Raw genomic sequence first — 19,694 nt, 5'->3', positions numbered from 1 at the left:
TCCCGGTTTTTAGCTAAGTTATTGCAGCAAATAACCAAGACCTTAAGGGGAGCATTGTCCTGAAAATAAAACTAATGCGATCATTTGACCCAGTGATAACTTGGCTTTATACGATTAGCTGAAACCTAGACTGTAGCGCTTTCATATGAATATAAAAAACATAAAAAATGCCGGTTCTGCCAAACTAGGCACCTTTGGTGGGGTCTTTACTCCTTCTTTACTTACCATCTTGGGGGTTATCATGTACCTAAGATTTGGTTGGGTTGTGGGGAATGTGGGTTTGATAGGGACATTACTTATTGTAACCCTTTCAACTGCCATTACCTTTCTGACTTCCTTGTCAATATCGGCCATTGCTACCAATGCACCGGTAAAAGGTGGAGGCGCCTATTTTTTAATCAGTAGGTCTTTGGGAGCAGAAATTGGAGGAGCTGTCGGGATACCCTTATACCTGGCGCAGGCTTTTTCAGTTTCCTTGTATGTCATTGGTTTTTCTGAATCTGTCGTTGCTATTTTCCCTGCTTTGGACATGAAATGGGTAGGGATAGTTACCACCTTGGTTTTAGGAGGATTGGCCTTGTTTTCCACCACGGCTACGATCAAAAGCCAGTTTTTTATCATGGGCTTGATTGCATTGTCTTTATTGTCTTTGGCGTTTGGTAGTCCCATGGAAGACTCCAATGTTGAACTTTGGGGAGTGCCGGCAGCGCAGTCGGTAGATTTTTGGCAGGTATTTGCTATTTTCTTTCCGGCGGTTACCGGGATTATGGCAGGGGTAAATATGTCAGGAGATTTAAAAAACCCTTCCAAATCCATACCCAAAGGTACTTTTATGGCCATTGGTGTGGGTTATTTGATTTATATGATTTTGCCGGTGATATTGGCTAGCAGAGCAGATGCTTCTACGCTGATCGATAATCCTCTTATTATGCAGGATATTGCCATTTGGGGTGGAGCCATTGTGCTGGGGATTTGGGGAGCAACCTTGTCAAGTGCCACCGGTAGTTTGTTGGGAGCGCCGCGCGTTTTGCAGGCCTTGGCCAATGATAAGATTTTGCCTAAATGGGCCGGCGTATTTAGTAAGGTAGGAGGGAAGGAAAAGATTCCTAGAGCGGCAACGATCTTTACCATTGGCATCACCCTATTGACGGTGTATTTTGGTAACTTAAACCTCATTGCCCCTGTACTCACCATGTTTTTCCTTACCACCTATGCCGTATTAAATATAACGGCGGCCACAGAGCGGTTTTTAGGTAGTGCTTCTTTCAGACCCAAGTTTAAGGTTCATTGGGTGTTTTCACTTTTGGGTGCCCTTGGTTGTGCAGGAGTGATGTTTTTGATTAATGCTTTGGCAACCCTTATGGCTTTTTTGGTGATAGGGATCATTTTTGTTTGGCTGGAAAGGAGAAAGATTGAGGCGACGTGGGGAGGCCTGGGAAGAGGGGTTTTTTCCTCTATAATAAGGTATGCTTTGTTTAGGCTAGAGAAAGAGGCCAATGCCAAAAGTTGGCGTCCAAACATTCTTGTATTGTCTGGGTCTCCCGGGAAGAGGTGGCGGTTGATTGAGCTTGCTGATGATATTACCAACGGTAACGCCCTTTTTACTGTGACCACCATTGTCTCTGAATCCAATGTTCCTCAGGAGAAAGTCAAAGACTTTGAGGGAAGAATTATGGATTACCTGGCCAATAAGAATGTGCAGGCCTTGGTAAGAGTGGTTCGGGCATCTGATCCCTTTTCAGGAGCCATGCATATGGTCAATTCTTACGGTTTGGGACAATTGGTCCCCAATACCATCTTGCTCGGTGATACCAGAGAAAACCGAAGCCTGGTGCCCTATTCGGAAATGATAAGACATTTCTATAAATCCAGAAAAAATGTAATTATCGTTCAGGATGAAGGGAATATAGGCTTTAAGGAAAAAAAAGTGATTGATATCTGGTGGGGAGGATTAAAGCGAAATGGAAGCTTGATGATAATTCTGGCTTACCTGTTGAAAAATAGCAGGGAATGGCAACAAGCTTCTGTAAATGTAAAAATGGTAGTTCCGAATAAGGAAGCTTATGCAGGAGCAAAAGATAATTTGGATAAAATTTTTGAAGGGATGCGTACAGGTTTCGACTATCAGATATTGACAGCTGAGGGCCGGAATTTTTGGGATATAATGGCTGAAGAGTCGAAAAACAGTGACATGATCATGATGGGCTTGGCGGTGCCTGAAGAGGAGGGGGCTTTTGAGGATTACTATGTTAAACTGAAGGAACGAACCAAATCTTTGCCTACCAAGGTTTTTGTTCTGGCTGCACAAGAGGTGGAGTTTGACAAAGTATTGGTTTAGTTGCTTAGTGTAATACTATATCAAGTTTATTTTTTAAAATGGTTACGAAATAAATCCCCCTGCACCCCCTTAAAGAAAAAGGGGGATTTGCAGCAAAGGACTTTTAAGGCTAACCTAGAGTGATTTGATTGGGCTGAGAAAGTGAAATGCAATAATATATCAGCTAATCCAAAGGTCACTATTCCCCCTTCAAAAAGGGGGACAAAGGGGGATTTTTTCGTAAACTGTAAATCCAAAACAGTATTTAAACAATAATTTATAAACCTTTCTAGGACGAGTCAGCATGCCGTTCCCCTTAAAATCCTCCTGCACCCCCTTTAGAGAAAGGGGGATTTCGTGCTTAGCGGACATGCGATTTTCGTAACTGATTTTGTATTTCTCATCAGGTTTCACTGATTAAAAATTAGTCTTTACGAATTTTTAATCGTAAAAAATAATTTCCCAAGGCTTGTTGCCGGATCTATTGGGTCCAATTGAAATAAACAAATACTAGGGAAAATAGAAAAAGGAAGCTGATTCCAGTAATGGAAAGCCAACGCATCCAATTCCCAGGTTGTTGTGCTTTAGTGAGATGTTTGCTAAATATCAATTTGTAATTGAGAATCGCAATGATAGGAGCAATTAGGAAGGATATGGTTGTGGCCAATCCTATTAATTGATTAAAAGATGCCATGAAAAAACCGATCACCAGTATTCCTCCGAGTGTTATCAAGGTCAGCCATAAAAGATAGTCAGTATTTTTTTCTTGCCGATTATTCATTACTGCAATTACTCTAGCGGTGGAACGGGCGTAGCCATCCATGGCTCCAATACAGGTGCCTAGCATAATGGAAAAACCTGCTGCAGCAATGACCATAAACGCCCAGGAGCCCAATTGCGTAGCGAATAAATTTACTACACCTGTGGCAAAAGAAACATTATTGTCCGGCAATGAGTCTCCCGTATTGAAAAGTAAAAATGCGCCTAGCACTACAAAGCATATGGAAAGGGCGGAGGAAATCCAATAGCTAAAGTTGAATTCAAAAACGGATTCTTTAACGGTAGGAGCGTAGCCACTTTGCTTTCTTCGAGCGATGGTCCATAGGCTATTCCATGTTGATGCGTCTATGGCTGTGGGCATCCAGCCCATTAAGCCAATAACGAATGGTAAAGATTGAGGTGTCAATTCGATGAAGATGGAATAATCTTCTATAGGAACTTTGGGGCCATTAAAAAGAGCAATAAAGAAAGCCAAAAGTGTGCTCAAAAACATAAAGCTTCCGATGACTTTTATCCCTGAATCGAGCAGAGAATACCTTCCCAAAGCAAGAAATAGAAAAGAGATCAGCAATAATAGTATAGAAGGGACATAGAAATAGTTTGGTGATAGTTCTATTCTAAATAAGTTTTGTAAAAAACCTGCTGCCACAAAGGTAACAGCGGCATTAACAAAAAACATGGAAAGCAAGTTTATGCCTAGAAACAAGCGAGAAAACCAAGGGCTGATTTTTTGGTATCCATCGATCAGAGATTCACCTGTGGCTGCTGCATACCTGGAACCAAATTCAAAGAATGGCCACTTGAAAAGGTTCGCTGCTATTATGAAACCCACCAAACCGAAGCCGTATTCAGCCCCTGCCCTGGTGCTTTGCACCAAGTGAGACACACCAATGGCTGTGCTGGCAAAGAGAATGCCGGGGCCTAACGTCTGTAAAAATCCTTTAATATTCAATTGGTATGTAATAGCTTATTCCAATGCTACACCTAGTTTATCACCCAGTGCACGTAGGTCTTCTACCACTGCTGTTAATAATGGTATCCCGTTGGCTTTTCTTTCTTGTTCTAATTCCCTTTCAGGGTCACCTGGGATCAACACTTTTTCTTGACCATCCACCGGTGAAGCCTCTCGGAACCGGCTGATCCAATTGTCCATATGTTGTTTGAAATCATCTGCAGGCCTGAAGGCATCCACGCGCATTGCGCCGAAGAAATGACCCAAACCTTCCCCAACAGGGTTTGGGTGAGGTTCTAAAAATGCAACGAAAGGGGGGACCCAAGGGCCGTAATTGGCTCCTGAAAGTACTGCGGAAAAGATATCGACTACCGCTCCCAATCCATAACCTTTCTGAGAACCATGTTCTCTGTCGCCACCTAGGGGCAAAAGTGCACCACCATCTTTCACCCCTAAAGGATCTCTGGTTGATTGCCCATTCTTGTCTTGGATCCAGCCTTCAGGAGCTTGTTCTTTTTTCCTTTGGAGGATTTCCAGTTTGCCATTGGCGGCAGTAGTTGTTGCCATGTCCAACACAAAGGGAGGTTGCTCATTGGCCGGAATGGCTACCGATATGGGATTGGTGCCCAAAAGGCGCTCTTTTGAAAAAGTAGGGCTTACCAAGGGGCTTGCATTCGTTAGTGAAATGCCAATCATGTCGTATTGCAAAGCTTCCATAGCATGAACACCCGCTATGCCGTAGTGGTTGGAGTTTTTTACAGATACCCATCCGGTACCAGCTGTTTTGGCTTTTTCTATGGCCACTTTCATGGCATAGGGGGCCACCACCAAACCTAAACCTGCATCGCCATCCACAACGGCCGTACTTGGAGTCTCATGCACTACCCTAATATTAGGTGAAGGATTGATACGTCCCGCTTCCCATAGTCTGACGTATCCTGACAATCGAGCAACTCCGTGGGAGTCTACCCCTCTTAAGTCTGCGGACAACAAGACGGAGGCAGCAGTTTTTGCATCAGTCTCAGGGCATCCTATTTTTTGTAATACGGCAAAGGTAAATTTTTCTAATTGTTGGTGGGTGAAGTTCATTATTGGACAAGAAATTGGGTGATCGATGGTGCAAAAATGCTAAAAGTTAAAGCCTAATGGAAGAACTTTCCTTTTTTATTGGGTAGGTGTAAGGCTGGTGCTTTTTATTTTTTCCGTTTTGGTCATTGCTTCCGAAACAGCACCTTCCTTCAAGGAGTAAGTTGAACAAACCAACTGATCCGTTGGAACCCATTGAGTGATGAAACGAATCAGACAGGAAGCCACCACAATCATGTCTACTCTTAAAGGAATCATACCGGGGATTTTAAGTCGCTTGGCTTTGTCAAGTAGCAACAGTTCTGAAGCCATGTTTTCAAAGGCTGAAACAGGTAAAATATGACGAATAGTTTTTCTGTCTTTTTTCTTTCCTTCCGAAGCCAGGTACATGTCTGTCAAAGTATCAAAGGTGCCGGAAGCTCCTATTAGTTGTTGAGGAGCATGTGTATTGATGGCTTTTATAAGCGGAGTTAATTTTTCCGCCAGGTAGAGGGATAGTTTTTCCACTTCTTCAGGGAGAATAGGATCATGGTAATGGAACAAGTCCAATAACCTTTGGCCACCTATTTCAAAACTTCCTTTCCAAAGTATTTTATGCACATTTCCAATAATAAATTCAACAGATCCTCCACCAATATCCATCATTAGGGCATTGGCTGAGCTGAGACAAGCACTCAAGCGAATACCTTTATAAATCAGTTCAGCCTCCCGCTCACCGTCTATGATTTGTACATCTATTCCGATTTGTATTTTAATTTTCCGGATAAAAGAAAATCCATTGTCAGCATTCCTTACCGCACTGGTGGCAAATGCGAAAATTTGGGAAATGCCTTCCCCTTTAATGAGGTTGTGAAAATGCTCAAGGGTATGCAATCCACGTTTTTCAGCTTCCGGAAGAATGATGTTTTGATTGATGCCTCCCTGACCGATTTTCACGGGAACCTTTTCTTGGTAGATTACCTCAAAACCATTGCTGTCAAATGCTATCATTAGCAGATGAAAGGTATTGGTGCCCATGTCGATGACTGCCGCCTTTTTTTTCATAAAACCTGGCTTTCAAAAGTTTGTGCGAATATATAAAGTTTCTTGAAAAATTATTCATGCCCGGGATTTTATATTCAAAAAAATGATGTTAAAAACTATTCAGAGAAACTTCAAATTATTATAATCAAAATAATTAGGAGTTTAATTATAGATCATAGATCAGTTTTGGTGGATAAAAGTGATATATTGGCTCAAGAAGAATGGAATGCAAAGTGTTTGGGGCGATGAAGTTTTTCTGAAATACTGAAGGAATAACAACACTTGATTTATGCTATCAAGATTTTTATTTAGATATAGGGATACAGGCACAACATTTGTTTTAATAGTTAATACATCTTCTAAAAGGCTTTCTATTAATGAAAAACCAAATTTTAGTTTTCTTATTATTAACATGGATATTTATGATAGGGCTTTTCTCTTGTGCAACGATCCCAAAAGGGGCGGAAGCAGTGCAATCCTTTGATCAGGAAAAATATTTAGGTAAATGGTATGAGATTGCCAGGATGGATTTCAAGTTTGAAAAAAACTTAAATAATACCACAGCCACCTATTCTATCAATGACAATGGGACGATTAAGGTCGACAATCGAGGTTACAATACAAAAAAAGAAGAATGGACTCAAGCCATAGGAAAGGCAAAATTTGTTGAGACTGAGAATGTGGGGAAGCTAAAAGTGTCATTTTTCGGGCCATTTTATTCAGGGTATAATGTAATCGCAATTGACAAAGACTATCAATATGCTTTGGTTGCCGGGAAAAGTCAAAAATACCTATGGATACTTTCTAGAGGGACGGATATACCTATAAACATTAGGAGTAAGTACCTGAAAATGGCTGAGAATATCGGTTATGATACTTCAACGCTTCTTTGGGTAAGTCATGATAAGATATAAAAATTCTACTGTAAGTTATTACTGTGGAGGCGACCGAACAATGGTCTGAGGTTATAAATTGGCTGGAGGTCTCTGCGGGCAGGATTTTGCTTGTTATAATGTGTGTCGGAATAAAATTATTTTATTATTAAAATATAATATTGCCTTTTCCCAACTGATTAAATTGATGTTGCGCCAAATAGTTTAAAACTTTTTTTTATGCAATAGGTTTATCTTTTGGCTCCTTAAAAATTAAAGGCATAGTAATTGGCTTCGAAATTGAATAACTGAAATTAATATACCATGGAAATTAATAAATATTACGATATTCTTACTCAAAAATTAATTGGATGGCTAGAACTTTTGGTTAAAATGCTTCCAAATTTTGTGGTAGCGATATTGGTGCTTATCGCATTTGTTTTAGTTGCTAGGGTGGTCAAAAATTTAAGCGATAGATTTCTGGGTAAGGCAATTAAGAACGACTCGCTTTCTTCCATAATATCGAAAATAATTTATATCATAGTTATTTCAATTGGTGTCTTTACAGCTTTAAGTTTCCTAAACCTTGACAAAACTGTTTCTTCCTTGCTTGCAGGGGCAGGAATAATTGGTTTGGCTTTGGGTTTTGCCTTCCAGGACATTGCCACTAATTTTATTGCCGGCTTTTTCATGGCCATAAAACGACCATTTAAAATTGGGCAGGTGATCCACTGTGAAGGGTACAGTGGTATTATCAAACGTATTGGCATACGAACCACAGAGCTGACCTCATTTCAAGGACAGGAGGTTATCATTCCTAACAAGATGTTGTTTCAAAATCCCCTGGTAAACGATTCTGAAAACACTTATAAAAGAATAGATTTAAATGTCGGGGTATCCTATGGGGAGGATTTGGAGCGGGTAAGAGACATTGCCATAGCAGCAGTAGAAAACGTACCTAATATTAATAAAAATAAAGACATTGACCTTGTTTATTTGGCCTTTGGAAGTAGCTCCATTGATTTTAGAATTATGATTTGGGTAGCCTTTAAAAGTCAATTGGAGTTTCTGAAGAGTCAAAGTGAAGCTATTATTGCGATTAAAAAAGCATTTGATAAGGAAGATATCATGATTCCATTCCCAATCCGAACCTTGGACTTTGGTATCAAAGGCGGTGAAAAATTGAATCAGGTTTTTCCCAGGGAAAAAATGCAAGCCAATATAAGTGATCAGCGTCAAGACAAGCCGCAAGGAGAGCAATAGGAATTATGTGGAACTAAGGTTTTTACTTTAATCCATGTAGTGGAGTAAATGTTTATTGTTGCTTTACCGGTCTAAGTATTTCAATTATCATTTATGGGGAGGTTAAATTGATTTTAGCCTTTTTTCATAATTAATGTCACAGGATTGGTGAATTTTTCAAACTGCCTTCAATTTTTTTGTATAGTTTTTAATTTGAAGGCTAAACTACAGGGTTGATCTAGTTTAGCCTTTTTATTTACTAAATACACCTCTATAAAACTAATGATTTTAGGTTGTGTGTTTATCTCTCAATTCATTGGATAAAATTATTTTTAAACATTTGAATAGTTGCATATGCAATCATTTAATTTATATTTGCTCAAAATTTGATGGAAATGGATAAGGATTATAAGCCCAATATTAATGAATATGGTATTTTGCCATGGTTAGGAAAGACCATGAAATGGGTAGATATTTTCATTAATGCAAACCTAAAGGAAGCCGGGGTGGATTTGACTAAAAAGCAGATGCTTGTGTTAAAAGCCTTGTCGATGAAGGGGCCTTTACCTCAGAATGATTTGGCATTTATTACAGAAAGAGACAAAGCTTCATTGGCCAGATTTATTAATACTTTGGAAAAGAAAAATCTTGTAGCGAGAATCCCTTCTGCAACGGATAAGAGAATAAACATGGTTCATTTGACCAAACACGGAGAGCAGGTGTTTCAGAATACTGTTCCGATCTTTAGAAAATTGGTATTACAAATCCAGGAAAATATACCGGCGGAGGAGCTAGAACAAACGATAAGAACTTTAGGTAAAATAAAAAAAAATATTGAGAATCTAAAAAGTGGTTGCAATAGCAACTAGTGTATATGAAAAGAAAACTAATCATTATTGGCGTAAGTATTGCGGTTTTGTTTGGCGGGTTTACATTATCTAATATTCTGAAAGAAAGCAAAAAGCCACCATTAAAAAATAAAGGCATTTCCACGGCTACCGTGTTTGCTGAAACCATTAAAAATTCCACATTACCCTTGGGCTTTACAGCTACCGGAAGTTTGGAGGCAAAGAATAGGGTTGAAATTTACGCAGAAGTGCAAGGTGTAATGACATCTCCTATAGGTAGTTTTAAGGAGGGGGCTTTCTATAAAAAAGGAAAGCCTTTGGTTGCCATTGAGTCGGATGTTTACCGTGCTAGTTTAATGTCTCAGAAAAGTAGTCTTCAAAATTTGGTGACTTCAGCACTTGCTGATCTTCGTTTAGACTACTCCTCGTCTTTTGAAAAATGGAATGATTTCCTGAGTCAAATCGATGTAAATAAACCCTTGCCAGCACTTCCGGAACCTGAATCCAATCAGGAAAAGATGTTTATTACCGGCCGGACCATTTATTCTACCTATTACAATGTGAGGAATATGGAATTGACTTTGGCCAAATACAATATTATGGCACCTTTTGATGGGGTATTGGTGGAAGCTTTGGTGACTCCGGGTTCTTTGATTAGGCCTGGACAAAAGTTGGGAGAATTTATTCAGCCAACAGTTTTTGAAATTGAAGCACCTGTGAGTGTTAGCATGATTGATTTTTTAGGGATTGGTCAAAAAGTAACTGTTACCTCCACAAATAACGATTCAAAAGAATGGGTTGGAGAAATTGTTCGAATCAACAGATTGGTCAACAGTGAAACCCAAACGATAAACGTGTATGTACAAGTCACAGGTAAAAGCTTGGAAGAAGGCATGTATGTGAAAACAAATATCATGGCCACGGAGGTTGAAAATGCTTATGAATTGAGCAGAAGTGTGGTATTTGATAAGAATCAAGTTTTTGTGGTTGAGGATTCAGTACTTGTCCAGAAAACAATTGAACCTTTGTTTTATAAGGAAAAGTCTGTGGTGATAAGCGGGTTAAAAGATGGTGAGAAAGTGCTTACAAAGTTGCCTACAGGAGCTTACCCGGGCATGAAAGTAAGTATTTACGAGGAGCAATAACGGTGACTTCTTTTCTGCTTTTTTCGTACAGTTTTTTCACCATTCACTAGATTAAAAATGAAATCAATTATATCACATTTTATAAAATTCCCTGTGGCAGTCAATGTCATTATCCTGGCGGTAGTGGTTTTGGGTACATTTGGGATGTTATCCTTAAAATCCAGCTTTTTTCCTTTGCAGGATTCGAAGTTTATAGACATTACTATCAATTATCCCGGAGCATCCCCACAAGAAATGGAAGAAGGGGTTGTTCTAAAAATTGAGGACAATTTACGTGGGATTGTGGGGATTGACCGTTTTACTTCAGCTTCCTCGGAAAATACGGCTAGCATTTCTATAGAGGCCATCAAAGGTTATGATATAGATATATTATTGGCCGATGTAAAAAATGCTGTAGATAAAGTCCCTTCCTTTCCGGCAGAAATGGAGCCACCGGTAGTGGCCAAAAATGAAAATTTAAATGTCTCCATTGAGTTGGCATTAAGTGGGGAGAATATCCCTTTGAAAACCCTTAAAACCATCGGAAGGGAGATAGAGAATGACTTGCGAGGTATTGAAGGAATATCTCAGCTGACAATTGCCGGCTATCCTGATGAAGAAATTACGGTTTCGGTAAATGAAGAAGTATTACGTTCCTATAATTTGACATTTAGTGATGTTGCCAATGCTGTGGCCAATAACAATATTTTGGTTACCGGTGGGGCTATTAAAACCGAGGCAGAGGATTATTTGATTCGGGTAAATAATCGATCTTATTATGGAAAAGAGCTTAACAATATTATTCTAAAAACCGAGGAAAATGGTGCTATTGTTACTTTAGAAGATGTGGCAGTAACAGAAGATGCCTGGTCTGAAACTCCTGATAGAAGTTATTTCAATAATCAACCCTCTATTTCATTTACAATTAGTACAACTAACAATGAAGATTTAATTGAAGCTGCAGAGAAAACGACCAAATATGCCAAAGAATTCAATGAAACCCACAACAATATCCAGCTAAGTATAACCAATGACAGGTCTCAAATAGTTGTAGAACGTACGGAGCTTTTATTGGTTAATGGTATACAGGGGATAGCTTTGGTACTGTTTTTTCTTTCCTTGTTTTTGCGTCCAAGGTTGGCAGCTTGGGTGGCTTTTGGTATTCCTATTTCATTTATGGGAATGTTTATGATGGCCTCCTATTTTGATATTACCATAAATGTACTTTCTCTATTTGGGATGATAATAGTGATAGGGATCTTGGTTGATGATGGAATTGTGATTGCTGAGAATATTTTCTACCACCATGAACAGGGGAAATCCCGCGTTCAGGCAGCCATAGATGGGACAATGGAGGTTTTACCGGCAATTACTTCAGCCATTCTTACCACCTTGGTTGCATTTTCCACCTTCTTTTATTTGGATGGCCGATTAGGAGAGTTTTTTGGAGAGGTATCTATAGTGGTCATATTAACACTTGCCTTCTCTCTGTTTGAAGCCTTGGTTATTCTCCCTGCGCATGTGGCACATTCAAAAGCACTTTCCGGTAGTCAGAAAGAGTATTGGTTTAATACCAGGGCAACTACATTCTTGAATTTTCTGCGCAATAAGTTCTATAGTCCGGTTCTTCATTTCTGTATGGAAAACAAGGTGTTGGGCTTTTCAATTCTTATCGCCTTGTTTGTGATCACTACAGGAGCCATCCAAGGGGGGATAATTAGAACAACCTTTTTTCCCGTCATAGCATCAGACCAAGTTAATGTTACTTTGAAAATGCCACAAGGAATAAACCCTAGCGTGACAGACTCTATCATAACACAAATTGAGAATGTGGCCATCGAGGTCAATAAGGAATACACGGCAAAGCAGTCAGGTGGCGCCCAGGTTTTTCAAAGTATTATTAAGAGAATTGGTCCGGGTACAGCCAATGCCTCTTTAAAAATCAACTTGCTACCGGGTGAAGATCGTGATTTTACGGCTTCAGAAATAGCCGGATCTATTGCTCAGGCAGCAGGTGAGCACCCTTCTGCGGAGAGTTTAACCTTTGATGCCGGGTCCAGTTTTGGGGGCAAACCTGTTTCTGTATCACTGTTAAGTTACAATATAGAGGAGCTAAAGGCAGCCAAATTTGAGCTAAAAGAAAAAATCAAAGAAAACAGCCTATTGCGTGATATAAGTGATAATGATCCTGCAGGTATAAATGAAATTAATATTGAATTAAAGGACAAGGCCTATGTTTTGGGTTTTACTTTAAATGACGTGATAGGGCAGGTTCGTGCCGGGTTTAATGGTTTACAGGTTCAAAGATTTCAGCGGGGACAGGATGAGATTATTGTCTGGGTGCGTTATGAAAGAGAAGGGCGTTCTTCTATTTTGAATTTAGATAATATGCATATAGTAAGTGCCTCCGGTAATCGTGTTCCCTTAGGTGAAATTGCTACCTATTATATCGCTAGAGGAGAAATCACTATCAATCATTTGGACGGAAAACGAGAAATAAAAGTAGAGGCCGACCTAAAAGATCCTAAGGATAGCTCTTCAGATATTATTGCTGATATTAGGGAGAATGTAATGCCTGAGATCATGGCGAAATACCCAACTGTTTCGGCATTGTATGAAGGTCAAAATCGTGAGGCCGGAAAGGTGACTGCCTCTGCCGGTAAGGTTTTTCCCATCATCATCTTTCTAATCCTGGTTATCATCGCTTTTACTTTTCGTTCCTATTTGCAGCCGATCTTGCTATTGGTGATGATACCGTTTAGTTTGATTGGGGTGGCTTGGGGGCATTGGTTACATGATTTCCCGATTAATATGCTATCACTACTAGGTATCATCGCCCTTATTGGAATCGTGGTAAATGACGGTTTGGTGCTTATAAGTAAGTTTAACAACTTCTTGCAAGAGGGGGTTGATTTTGATGAGGCTTTAATTCAAGCAGGAAAATCCAGATTCCGAGCCATTTTTCTTACCTCTGTGACTACCATCGCAGGTCTGTCTCCCTTGATCTTAGAAAAAAGCAGGCAAGCTCAATTTCTAATTCCAATGGCCATTGCCATTGCTTATGGAATAGCCATCGCTACGGTGCTTACTTTGATTATGCTTCCCATGCTTTTGTCAGTAGGTAATTTGTTAAAAGTTTATTCATTATGGCTTTGGGAAGGAATTAAGCCATCAAAGGAATCGGTGGAGCCAGCAGTGGAGGAGCTGCATGAAAATGAAGAATCAACGCAGAATGTTTAACAAAATGAGAGTAAAAATAAAAAATATCCAAATGGAGTCGCGGCATTCTCAATTATTTACGGTGGTTACTGGGTTGGTTTTATTTGCCTCAAGCTTGGTTGCTAATGGGCAAGAAATGCTTTCACGTGAAGATGCAATGAATCTTACGCTGAAATACAACTATGACATCAAGGTGGCAGAAAAAGACCTGGAGGTAGCCAATAACAATCAAAGCATTTTAAATAGTGGCTACCTGCCTTCAATACAGGCCAATGGGGATATAGGCGTTTCAGGTTATCAAGGCGAAAACAAAACCGCAAATGGGGACTTTAGCTATGATCCGACGGAAGCTTACAATTATAGTGGTTCCGTTAACCTAAACTACATACTGTTCGATGGATTTGGGAGGATGTACAATTACAAACAGTTGAAAGAGTTGTACAATATTTCCGAATTGCAGGCAAGACAAATCATAGAGAATACGGTTTTGGAACTGTCTAATGCTTACTTTTTGATGGCTCAATTGACGGAGGGTGTAAGTATTTTAAAAAATGCTTTGAGTATTTCCACCACCAGAATGCAACGTGCGGCCTATAGTTTTGAATATGGGCAAACCACTCAGATTGATTTATTGAATGCGCAAGTTGATGTAAACAATGATAGCATTAATTTGCTTAACACTACTCAGGATTTGGAGAACGCCAGAAGGAATCTAAATCTGATAATGGGACGTGAAATTGAAACTGAGTTTGTAGTGGATACAACCAATTCTTTTTCTATACCAGGAACCAAAGAGGAGCTGGTAAGTCAAGCCTATCAGCGAAATGTATTGATTGAACAAACCAATAGTCAATTGAGGAACAGTGAGTTTGCATTGAAGGCAAGCCAATCGGGCTGGTTTCCTGCTATTTCTTTAAATGCCGGTTACAATTATTCCGGCAATAGAAATCCTGCCGGAGCATTTGTAACTGGTAGTTATAATTTTGGTCCACAAGCCGGATTGACTTTGAGCTGGAATATTTTTGATGGAGGCGCGACGCGGGTAAGAAATAAAAATGCCAGAATAGAGATCGAACGCCAGCAAGTTTTAAAAGAGCAAACTGAGTATTCTGTGAAAAGGGATGTGCTCAATGCCTATTCTGCTTATCAAAATTCATTGTTTGTTTTTAATGCCGAGAAAGCAAATTTGGAAACAGCTTTAAAGAATTTTGAACGCAGTGACGATTTGTACAAACAAGGACAAATTAATTCAATAGAATTTAGGCAAGCTCAATTGAATTTAAGAAACGCTCAGAATAATTTCAGCATTGCAAAGTACAATGCCAAGTTTGAGGAACTTAGCTTAAAGCAATTGGCAGGAATACTTTTAGAGGGGTTGTAAGGAGTACTGGCGGATCTGGGAGATTATATAAAACAAAAGCGGTCCTGAGATAGTACCGCTTTTGTTTTTAATTACTTATAAATTATTTGGGGGCATAGCTAAGCTGAAAGTGCTATTCCACGTCCCACCATAAATAGGTTTCGCTATTGTCTCCTCCAATGGCCTGTCCTGCTACTGATCGATTTGTTCCATTGAGCGTTTGTTCATTAATAGGATAAATCACCCTCTTAGGAATAACAAGATCACTTGTTCCTTCTATAGATGGGGGTTGCAAATCGGGAGCATCCAGTCTTCTCCATTCAAGCCAGGCATCATAGCCTCGATTGTATAGAGCAATCCATTTTTGGTTGCCAATCTTATCCCGCCAATTACCTGGGGCCGTTGAGTAATCAACTTGAGATTGGGCGAGGTAAGTGTTGGTTTGTTCCTCGGTTCCTCCCCAGTAAGCTATAGAAGCAGCAATTGCTTCGTTATAATGTCCCTCAGCAGTTCCTTCCACATTATACCCTCGCTCAACAGCTTCTGCAAGCAGGAATCTCACTTCTGAATAATCCAATAATAGAGCTTCAAAGGTAGGGTCTGTTATGGTTGGGTTGATGGTGGAGAAATCTGAATAGGAATTTGAAAAACCATAAATCCCCCCTTGGTATTCTCCATCCACCTGAGTGAAATAAAAAGGTCTTCTAGGGTCATTTAATTCATTCATGGCATCTACTAAGGTATTTGCCACCACATAATCCTGCCTGGAGGTAAATAAAGGATTCATCTCTTCCGAAACAGGGTTGTTATTAGGAGGTGCGTTTAAATAAGGGAAGGCGCCATTTTCTGAATTGTCCATAAATACATTTGGAGCAGCAGCTTCTACCACACTTTGTGCCATGCTGCTATTGACATCCGCGATTACCATTCCTAGTTTTAGTTTAAGCGTATTTCCAAACTTCCACCACAGTTCCATATTTCCTTCATATATGATATCTCCTTCGTCAAAACCTATTTCGTCAGTATCAATACGATTAAGAGCGGCATCTAGACGGGTTAAGATTTCTCCATACACGGAGGATGCATCATCATATGCAGGAAGTGAATTTTCCGGATTTAAGGCTTCAGAATAAGGGACATTTCCAAAGGTGTTTAGTAAAACAGACCAGGCAAAAACTTCCATTATTTCTATCTGGGCCATTTGATTGCCTTTCACGGGCTCTGTAGTGAATGCATCTTCTTCCACCAGTCTTTTAGATTCTCCAAGATCTGCCAAAACATCTCTATACAACGCTTGCCATACATTTTGTGGGATGAGCCGGGTGGTCATATTATACCTAGGCTCATCCAAATATTGGGTTGTTGTCCAGTGCTGAACATAAAACCTATAGTTATTGACGTTCACATCAGGTGTAGTAATCACATCCGAAAGCTCTTTTACTGCTCCGGTATATAAGGTGGCAGGCGGTACGTTTGCAGCACTCTTTTGATCCACATTGTAATCTTCTAAATTTTCTACACATGATACCATCAGTATCATGGAGAATATAGTTATAATTATCTTTTTCATCTTTTCAGGTTTAGAAATTTAACCGAACATTAAAACCATAATTCTTTAAAGCAGGATAAGCTCCGCTTTGATAACCTCTACCGGCATTCCCGGAGCTTAATCCTTCCTCCGGATCAGAGAATTCCATGTTCTTATGAATAATCCATAAGTTTCGACCGATAAATTGTAAGTCTACACTTTCGAAAACTCCAATCTTTTGCATCAATGAAGCTGGCAGTGTATAAGTAAGAGCAACTTCTCTTAGTTTTACAAAGCTACCGTCAAAAGTATAAAGTGAGCGGGGGGACTCGCCATAGTTATTTGCAGCATAGCCAAAAGGAGTGATCCCGTCACCATTTAGGTTTTCTGCATAAATATCATTGGGACTGCCATCTTCTTTCACTCCAGGCAGCAAAACTCCTCCACCATCTTCTACAGGTAGACGGGATGGAAACCCTTTTTGATTGATAGCTGCTGTTTTAGGGTATAAACCGGTTCCTTCACCGTAGTATTGATCCAAGGAAAAAACGTCTCCACCACTTCGAATATCAATAAGAAAACCTAAAGAAATGCCTTTGTAAGCAAGGGTGTTGTTGATTCCACCGATCCAGTCAGGATTTGGATCTCCAATGACTTCATCCGAGTTTTCCGAAACCATATAATAGCCGTCTTCATTAACTGTAGGTTGTCCATTGGTATAGATAAAATCCCTACCCTTAATGATTCCATATGGTTCACCGACTGCTGCATTTACCGAAACTCCACCTTGAAAAGAAGCAATTGGTACATTCAATACTTTGTTTTCTCCTTCTCCAAACAAACTTATGACTTCATTTCTATTCCTGGCGTAATTCAGGTTCATGGTCCATGAAAAATCCCTTGTCTGAATAGGAGTCACAAAAGCCGAAACTTCAACTCCTTGATTCTGCACCTCTCCTGCATTGACAAACCTCTTGGTGTATCCACTGGCTGCCGAGGTATTGACAGGTAAAATTTGATTTATGGTATTGGACTTGTAATAGGTGATGTCAAAACCAAATAGACTACTGAAAAAGTCTAACTCCATACCTGCTTCAAAACTTTTTTGTCTTTCAGGTAACAAGGAATTGTTGTTTCTCGTGCTGGGTAATGAAAAAATCGGAATAGAACCGTATCCTGTCTGTGAAGTATATACATTGTATAAACTCAGCGCAGGAGCATCATTACCTACTTCAGCATAGTTTGCCCTGATCTTTCCATGGGTAATCCATGGGACATCAATTAAATTTGAAAACACCAAGTTGGCTGCCGCAGCAGGGTAAAAATAAGTGTTGTTGTCTTCAGGCAAGGTGGTTGATTTATCCTGTCTGGCCGAAATCTCTACAAATAAAGTTTCTTTGTACCCGAAATTGGCATTGGCAAATACTCCGTCTACTCCTATATTTTCTACCTCTTCAAAAGGAGGCTGTATAGGATTTAGTGAGTTGGATAAACTATACAGTCCGGGGACTACCAAGCCTCCATTTGTACTGGCTCTGATGGAACTCATTCTACTTCTTCGGAGATTGGAACCCAATAATCCGGTAAAGCTGATGTCTTCGGATATGTCCTTATTGAAATTTAATAACAAATCAAAGTTGGACTCATTGAAATCCCTATTGAACCTGGTGTATTGACTGACATCTGCACTTCCAATGGCTACCCGCTCTTCCTGTAAGTCAATGGTGGTATTGAAAGATGCCCGCCCCATAACGCTAAGCCAATCATTTATTTCATAGTTTACGGAGGCGTATCCGTAAAAATTGTCTCTGCTGTCGTTGGAGTAATTTTGATACCTCGTCCAGTACAAGTTGTCTGAGTAAATGGGGCCGGTATTGGAACTGTTCCAGTTCCAGGTTATGTTTTGTTCATTTCTCCAGTAGGCTTCTTCCTGTTCCCTTATATCGACATTGGTTTGCCACCATTGCCTAAATTGCTGATTGGGATTCCTGCCGTTATAGCCTGTGCCATATCTACCCATACCTACAGTTCTTGCATAGTTTCCGGAAGCTGAAATGGTCAATTTATCCGAAGCTTTATAGGACCCATTGAAATTGAATTGGTCTTTGTCTATGGTACTGTTTGGAAGATTGCCTTTGATATCATTCCTGGTATATCCTAAGCTAAAAGTAGCATCATTTCCACCACCGCTGATAATGATGCTCTGGTTGGAGTTCAGGCCGGTTTCGTAATAAGTACTTGGATCATTTTGTGCAGCCACCCATGGGGTCATTTTTCCAAAATTGGGAGAAAATGGATCCAATGCATCCCATTGATAAACCATTAGGCCAGGATCAAATGCAGGTCCGTAAGAAGCATCATCTTGAAACCTGACCACCGGACCAACTCCGCCTCCCAGATCCCGGGGTGTTCTGAAAGCATCTATATATCCTGCACCATAGTCTTTTTGGTACCTCACAAAAGTACTTTTGTCAATTGAACTCCAAATGACACCGGAGTTGATGGTGATATCCATGCTGTTTTCCTTACCTTTTTTGGTGGTAATCATGATCACGCCATTGGCTGCACGAGAACCATAAAGCGCTGTTGCTGCTGCTCCTTTCAATACGTTAACTGATTCTATATTGTCGGGGTTTAAATCCGCAGCGGCGTTTCCAAAGTCAGTACCAACGCGTCCAGTTTGTTGGCTACCAAAGCTTTCATTGGCTTCATAAGCTTTGGTGCTGGTATTGTTATTCGCATTACTGATGGGAACGCCGTCGATTACGAAAAGTGCTTGGTTGTTGCCTGTAATAGAGGAGTAGCCCCTAATAATAACATTGGTAGATCCCCCCATTGTATTATTACTCCTGATGTCAAGCCCTGCCACCTTACCTGAAAGGGAGTTGACAAAATCCGGGCTTCTTGTTCGGGTAATCAACTCTCCATCTACCTCCTGAGCAGAATAGGCCAATTCATTTCTATTCCTTTCTACACCTAAGGCGGTAATAACAACTTCTGAAAGTTCATTAACATCTTGTTGTAATACAATATCAATCGTAGATCGATTGCCGACATTTACTTCTTGACTCATATAGCCAACAAAACTAAATACCAATGTGCTTGATCCATCAGGAACAGCCACAGAATAGTTGCCGTCAATATCTGTTATTGATCCTACCATTGAACCTTTAACTAATACGTTTACGCCCGGAATTCCCTCCGGTTCATCTGATGAGGTTACCCTCCCTGTCACTGTCCTGTTCTGAGCAATAGCAGAAATTGTTGTGCATGCGATAAGCACAAAACAGAGTAAAATATTCTTCATAGCTTTATCATTTAAGTGATAATTGATAAATAAATC

General features: G+C 40.0%; 12 protein-coding genes. 7 read left to right on the top strand and 5 right to left on the bottom strand.

What is annotated here, in order from left to right; genetic code table 11:
* Window positions 1-145: 145 nt before the first annotated feature.
* Entirely contained in the window at window positions 146-2,338 is a 2,193-nt protein-coding gene (locus ACYVHJ_RS05825) for an APC family permease (protein ID WP_460513401.1), read from the top strand.
* Window positions 2,339-2,798: 460 nt separating this feature from the next.
* Here ACYVHJ_RS05825 and ACYVHJ_RS05820 read toward each other — a convergent pair whose 3' ends face one another.
* The 3 genes from ACYVHJ_RS05820 to ACYVHJ_RS05810 form a co-directional block, all read right to left on the bottom strand.
* Window positions 2,799-4,049, bottom strand: a complete 1,251-nt coding sequence (locus ACYVHJ_RS05820; protein WP_460513399.1) for an NRAMP family divalent metal transporter — start codon at window positions 4,047-4,049, stop codon at window positions 2,799-2,801.
* 15 nt (window positions 4,050-4,064) lie between these two features.
* The gene (locus ACYVHJ_RS05815; protein WP_460513397.1) at window positions 4,065-5,138 is read right to left on the bottom strand and encodes an Ldh family oxidoreductase; all 1,074 of its coding nucleotides are present in this window, start codon (window positions 5,136-5,138) and stop codon (window positions 4,065-4,067) included.
* Window positions 5,139-5,213: 75 nt separating this feature from the next.
* On the bottom strand, window positions 5,214-6,179 hold the full coding sequence (locus ACYVHJ_RS05810) for a Ppx/GppA phosphatase family protein (RefSeq protein ID WP_339903650.1): 966 nt from the start codon (window positions 6,177-6,179) through the stop codon (window positions 5,214-5,216).
* 356 nt (window positions 6,180-6,535) lie between these two features.
* Between ACYVHJ_RS05810 and ACYVHJ_RS05805 the strand changes: the two genes are divergently transcribed.
* The 6 genes from ACYVHJ_RS05805 (at window position 6,536) to ACYVHJ_RS05780 (ending at window position 14,844) form a co-directional block, all read left to right on the top strand.
* Complete coding sequence (locus tag ACYVHJ_RS05805) at window positions 6,536-7,072, top strand: lipocalin family protein (protein WP_460513395.1); 537 nt, start codon at window positions 6,536-6,538, stop codon at window positions 7,070-7,072.
* 282 nt (window positions 7,073-7,354) lie between these two features.
* Window positions 7,355-8,293, top strand: a complete 939-nt coding sequence (locus ACYVHJ_RS05800; RefSeq protein ID WP_339903652.1) for a mechanosensitive ion channel family protein — start codon at window positions 7,355-7,357, stop codon at window positions 8,291-8,293.
* 374 nt (window positions 8,294-8,667) lie between these two features.
* Entirely contained in the window at window positions 8,668-9,141 is a 474-nt protein-coding gene (locus ACYVHJ_RS05795; RefSeq protein WP_460513392.1) for a MarR family winged helix-turn-helix transcriptional regulator, read from the top strand.
* Between the two features lie 5 nt (window positions 9,142-9,146).
* Window positions 9,147-10,265: an efflux RND transporter periplasmic adaptor subunit gene (locus ACYVHJ_RS05790; protein ID WP_460513390.1), complete on the top strand. Its 1,119-nt coding sequence runs from the start codon at window positions 9,147-9,149 to the stop codon at window positions 10,263-10,265.
* Between the two features lie 57 nt (window positions 10,266-10,322).
* A complete protein-coding gene (locus tag ACYVHJ_RS05785) occupies window positions 10,323-13,484 on the top strand; it encodes an efflux RND transporter permease subunit (RefSeq protein ID WP_460513388.1) in 3,162 nt (1,053 codons plus the stop codon).
* A gap of 4 nt (window positions 13,485-13,488) precedes the next feature.
* Complete coding sequence (locus ACYVHJ_RS05780; RefSeq protein ID WP_460513386.1) at window positions 13,489-14,844, top strand: TolC family protein; 1,356 nt, start codon at window positions 13,489-13,491, stop codon at window positions 14,842-14,844.
* A 112-nt stretch (window positions 14,845-14,956) separates the two neighbouring features.
* Here ACYVHJ_RS05780 and ACYVHJ_RS05775 read toward each other — a convergent pair whose 3' ends face one another.
* Window positions 14,957-16,393, bottom strand: a complete 1,437-nt coding sequence (locus ACYVHJ_RS05775; protein WP_460513384.1) for a SusD/RagB family nutrient-binding outer membrane lipoprotein — start codon at window positions 16,391-16,393, stop codon at window positions 14,957-14,959.
* A 10-nt stretch (window positions 16,394-16,403) separates the two neighbouring features.
* Entirely contained in the window at window positions 16,404-19,658 is a 3,255-nt protein-coding gene (locus tag ACYVHJ_RS05770) for a SusC/RagA family TonB-linked outer membrane protein (RefSeq protein WP_460513382.1), read from the bottom strand.
* Window positions 19,659-19,694 lie beyond the last annotated feature (36 nt).

It is taken from the genome of Cyclobacterium sediminis (assembly GCF_054781075.1).
Note: the sequence above shows the minus strand (reverse complement) of the source record. Positions and strands in the feature narration are given on the sequence as shown.

Excerpts from the sequence above, each read along its gene's own strand:
- ACYVHJ_RS05800 (WP_339903652.1), top strand. The coding sequence starts at position 7,355 with ATGGAAATTAATAAATATTACGATATTCTTACTCAAAAATTAATTGGA.
- ACYVHJ_RS05805 (WP_460513395.1), top strand. The coding sequence starts at position 6,536 with ATGAAAAACCAAATTTTAGTTTTCTTATTATTAACATGGATATTTATG.
- ACYVHJ_RS05825 (WP_460513401.1), top strand. The coding sequence starts at position 146 with ATGAATATAAAAAACATAAAAAATGCCGGTTCTGCCAAACTAGGCACC.
- ACYVHJ_RS05795 (WP_460513392.1), top strand. The coding sequence starts at position 8,668 with ATGGATAAGGATTATAAGCCCAATATTAATGAATATGGTATTTTGCCA.
- ACYVHJ_RS05775 (WP_460513384.1), bottom strand. The coding sequence starts at position 16,393 with ATGAAAAAGATAATTATAACTATATTCTCCATGATACTGATGGTATCA.
- ACYVHJ_RS05790 (WP_460513390.1), top strand. The coding sequence starts at position 9,147 with ATGAAAAGAAAACTAATCATTATTGGCGTAAGTATTGCGGTTTTGTTT.
- ACYVHJ_RS05770 (WP_460513382.1), bottom strand. The coding sequence starts at position 19,658 with ATGAAGAATATTTTACTCTGTTTTGTGCTTATCGCATGCACAACAATT.
- ACYVHJ_RS05785 (WP_460513388.1), top strand. The coding sequence starts at position 10,323 with ATGAAATCAATTATATCACATTTTATAAAATTCCCTGTGGCAGTCAAT.
- ACYVHJ_RS05810 (WP_339903650.1), bottom strand. The coding sequence starts at position 6,179 with ATGAAAAAAAAGGCGGCAGTCATCGACATGGGCACCAATACCTTTCAT.
- ACYVHJ_RS05780 (WP_460513386.1), top strand. The coding sequence starts at position 13,489 with ATGAGAGTAAAAATAAAAAATATCCAAATGGAGTCGCGGCATTCTCAA.
- ACYVHJ_RS05815 (WP_460513397.1), bottom strand. The coding sequence starts at position 5,138 with ATGAACTTCACCCACCAACAATTAGAAAAATTTACCTTTGCCGTATTA.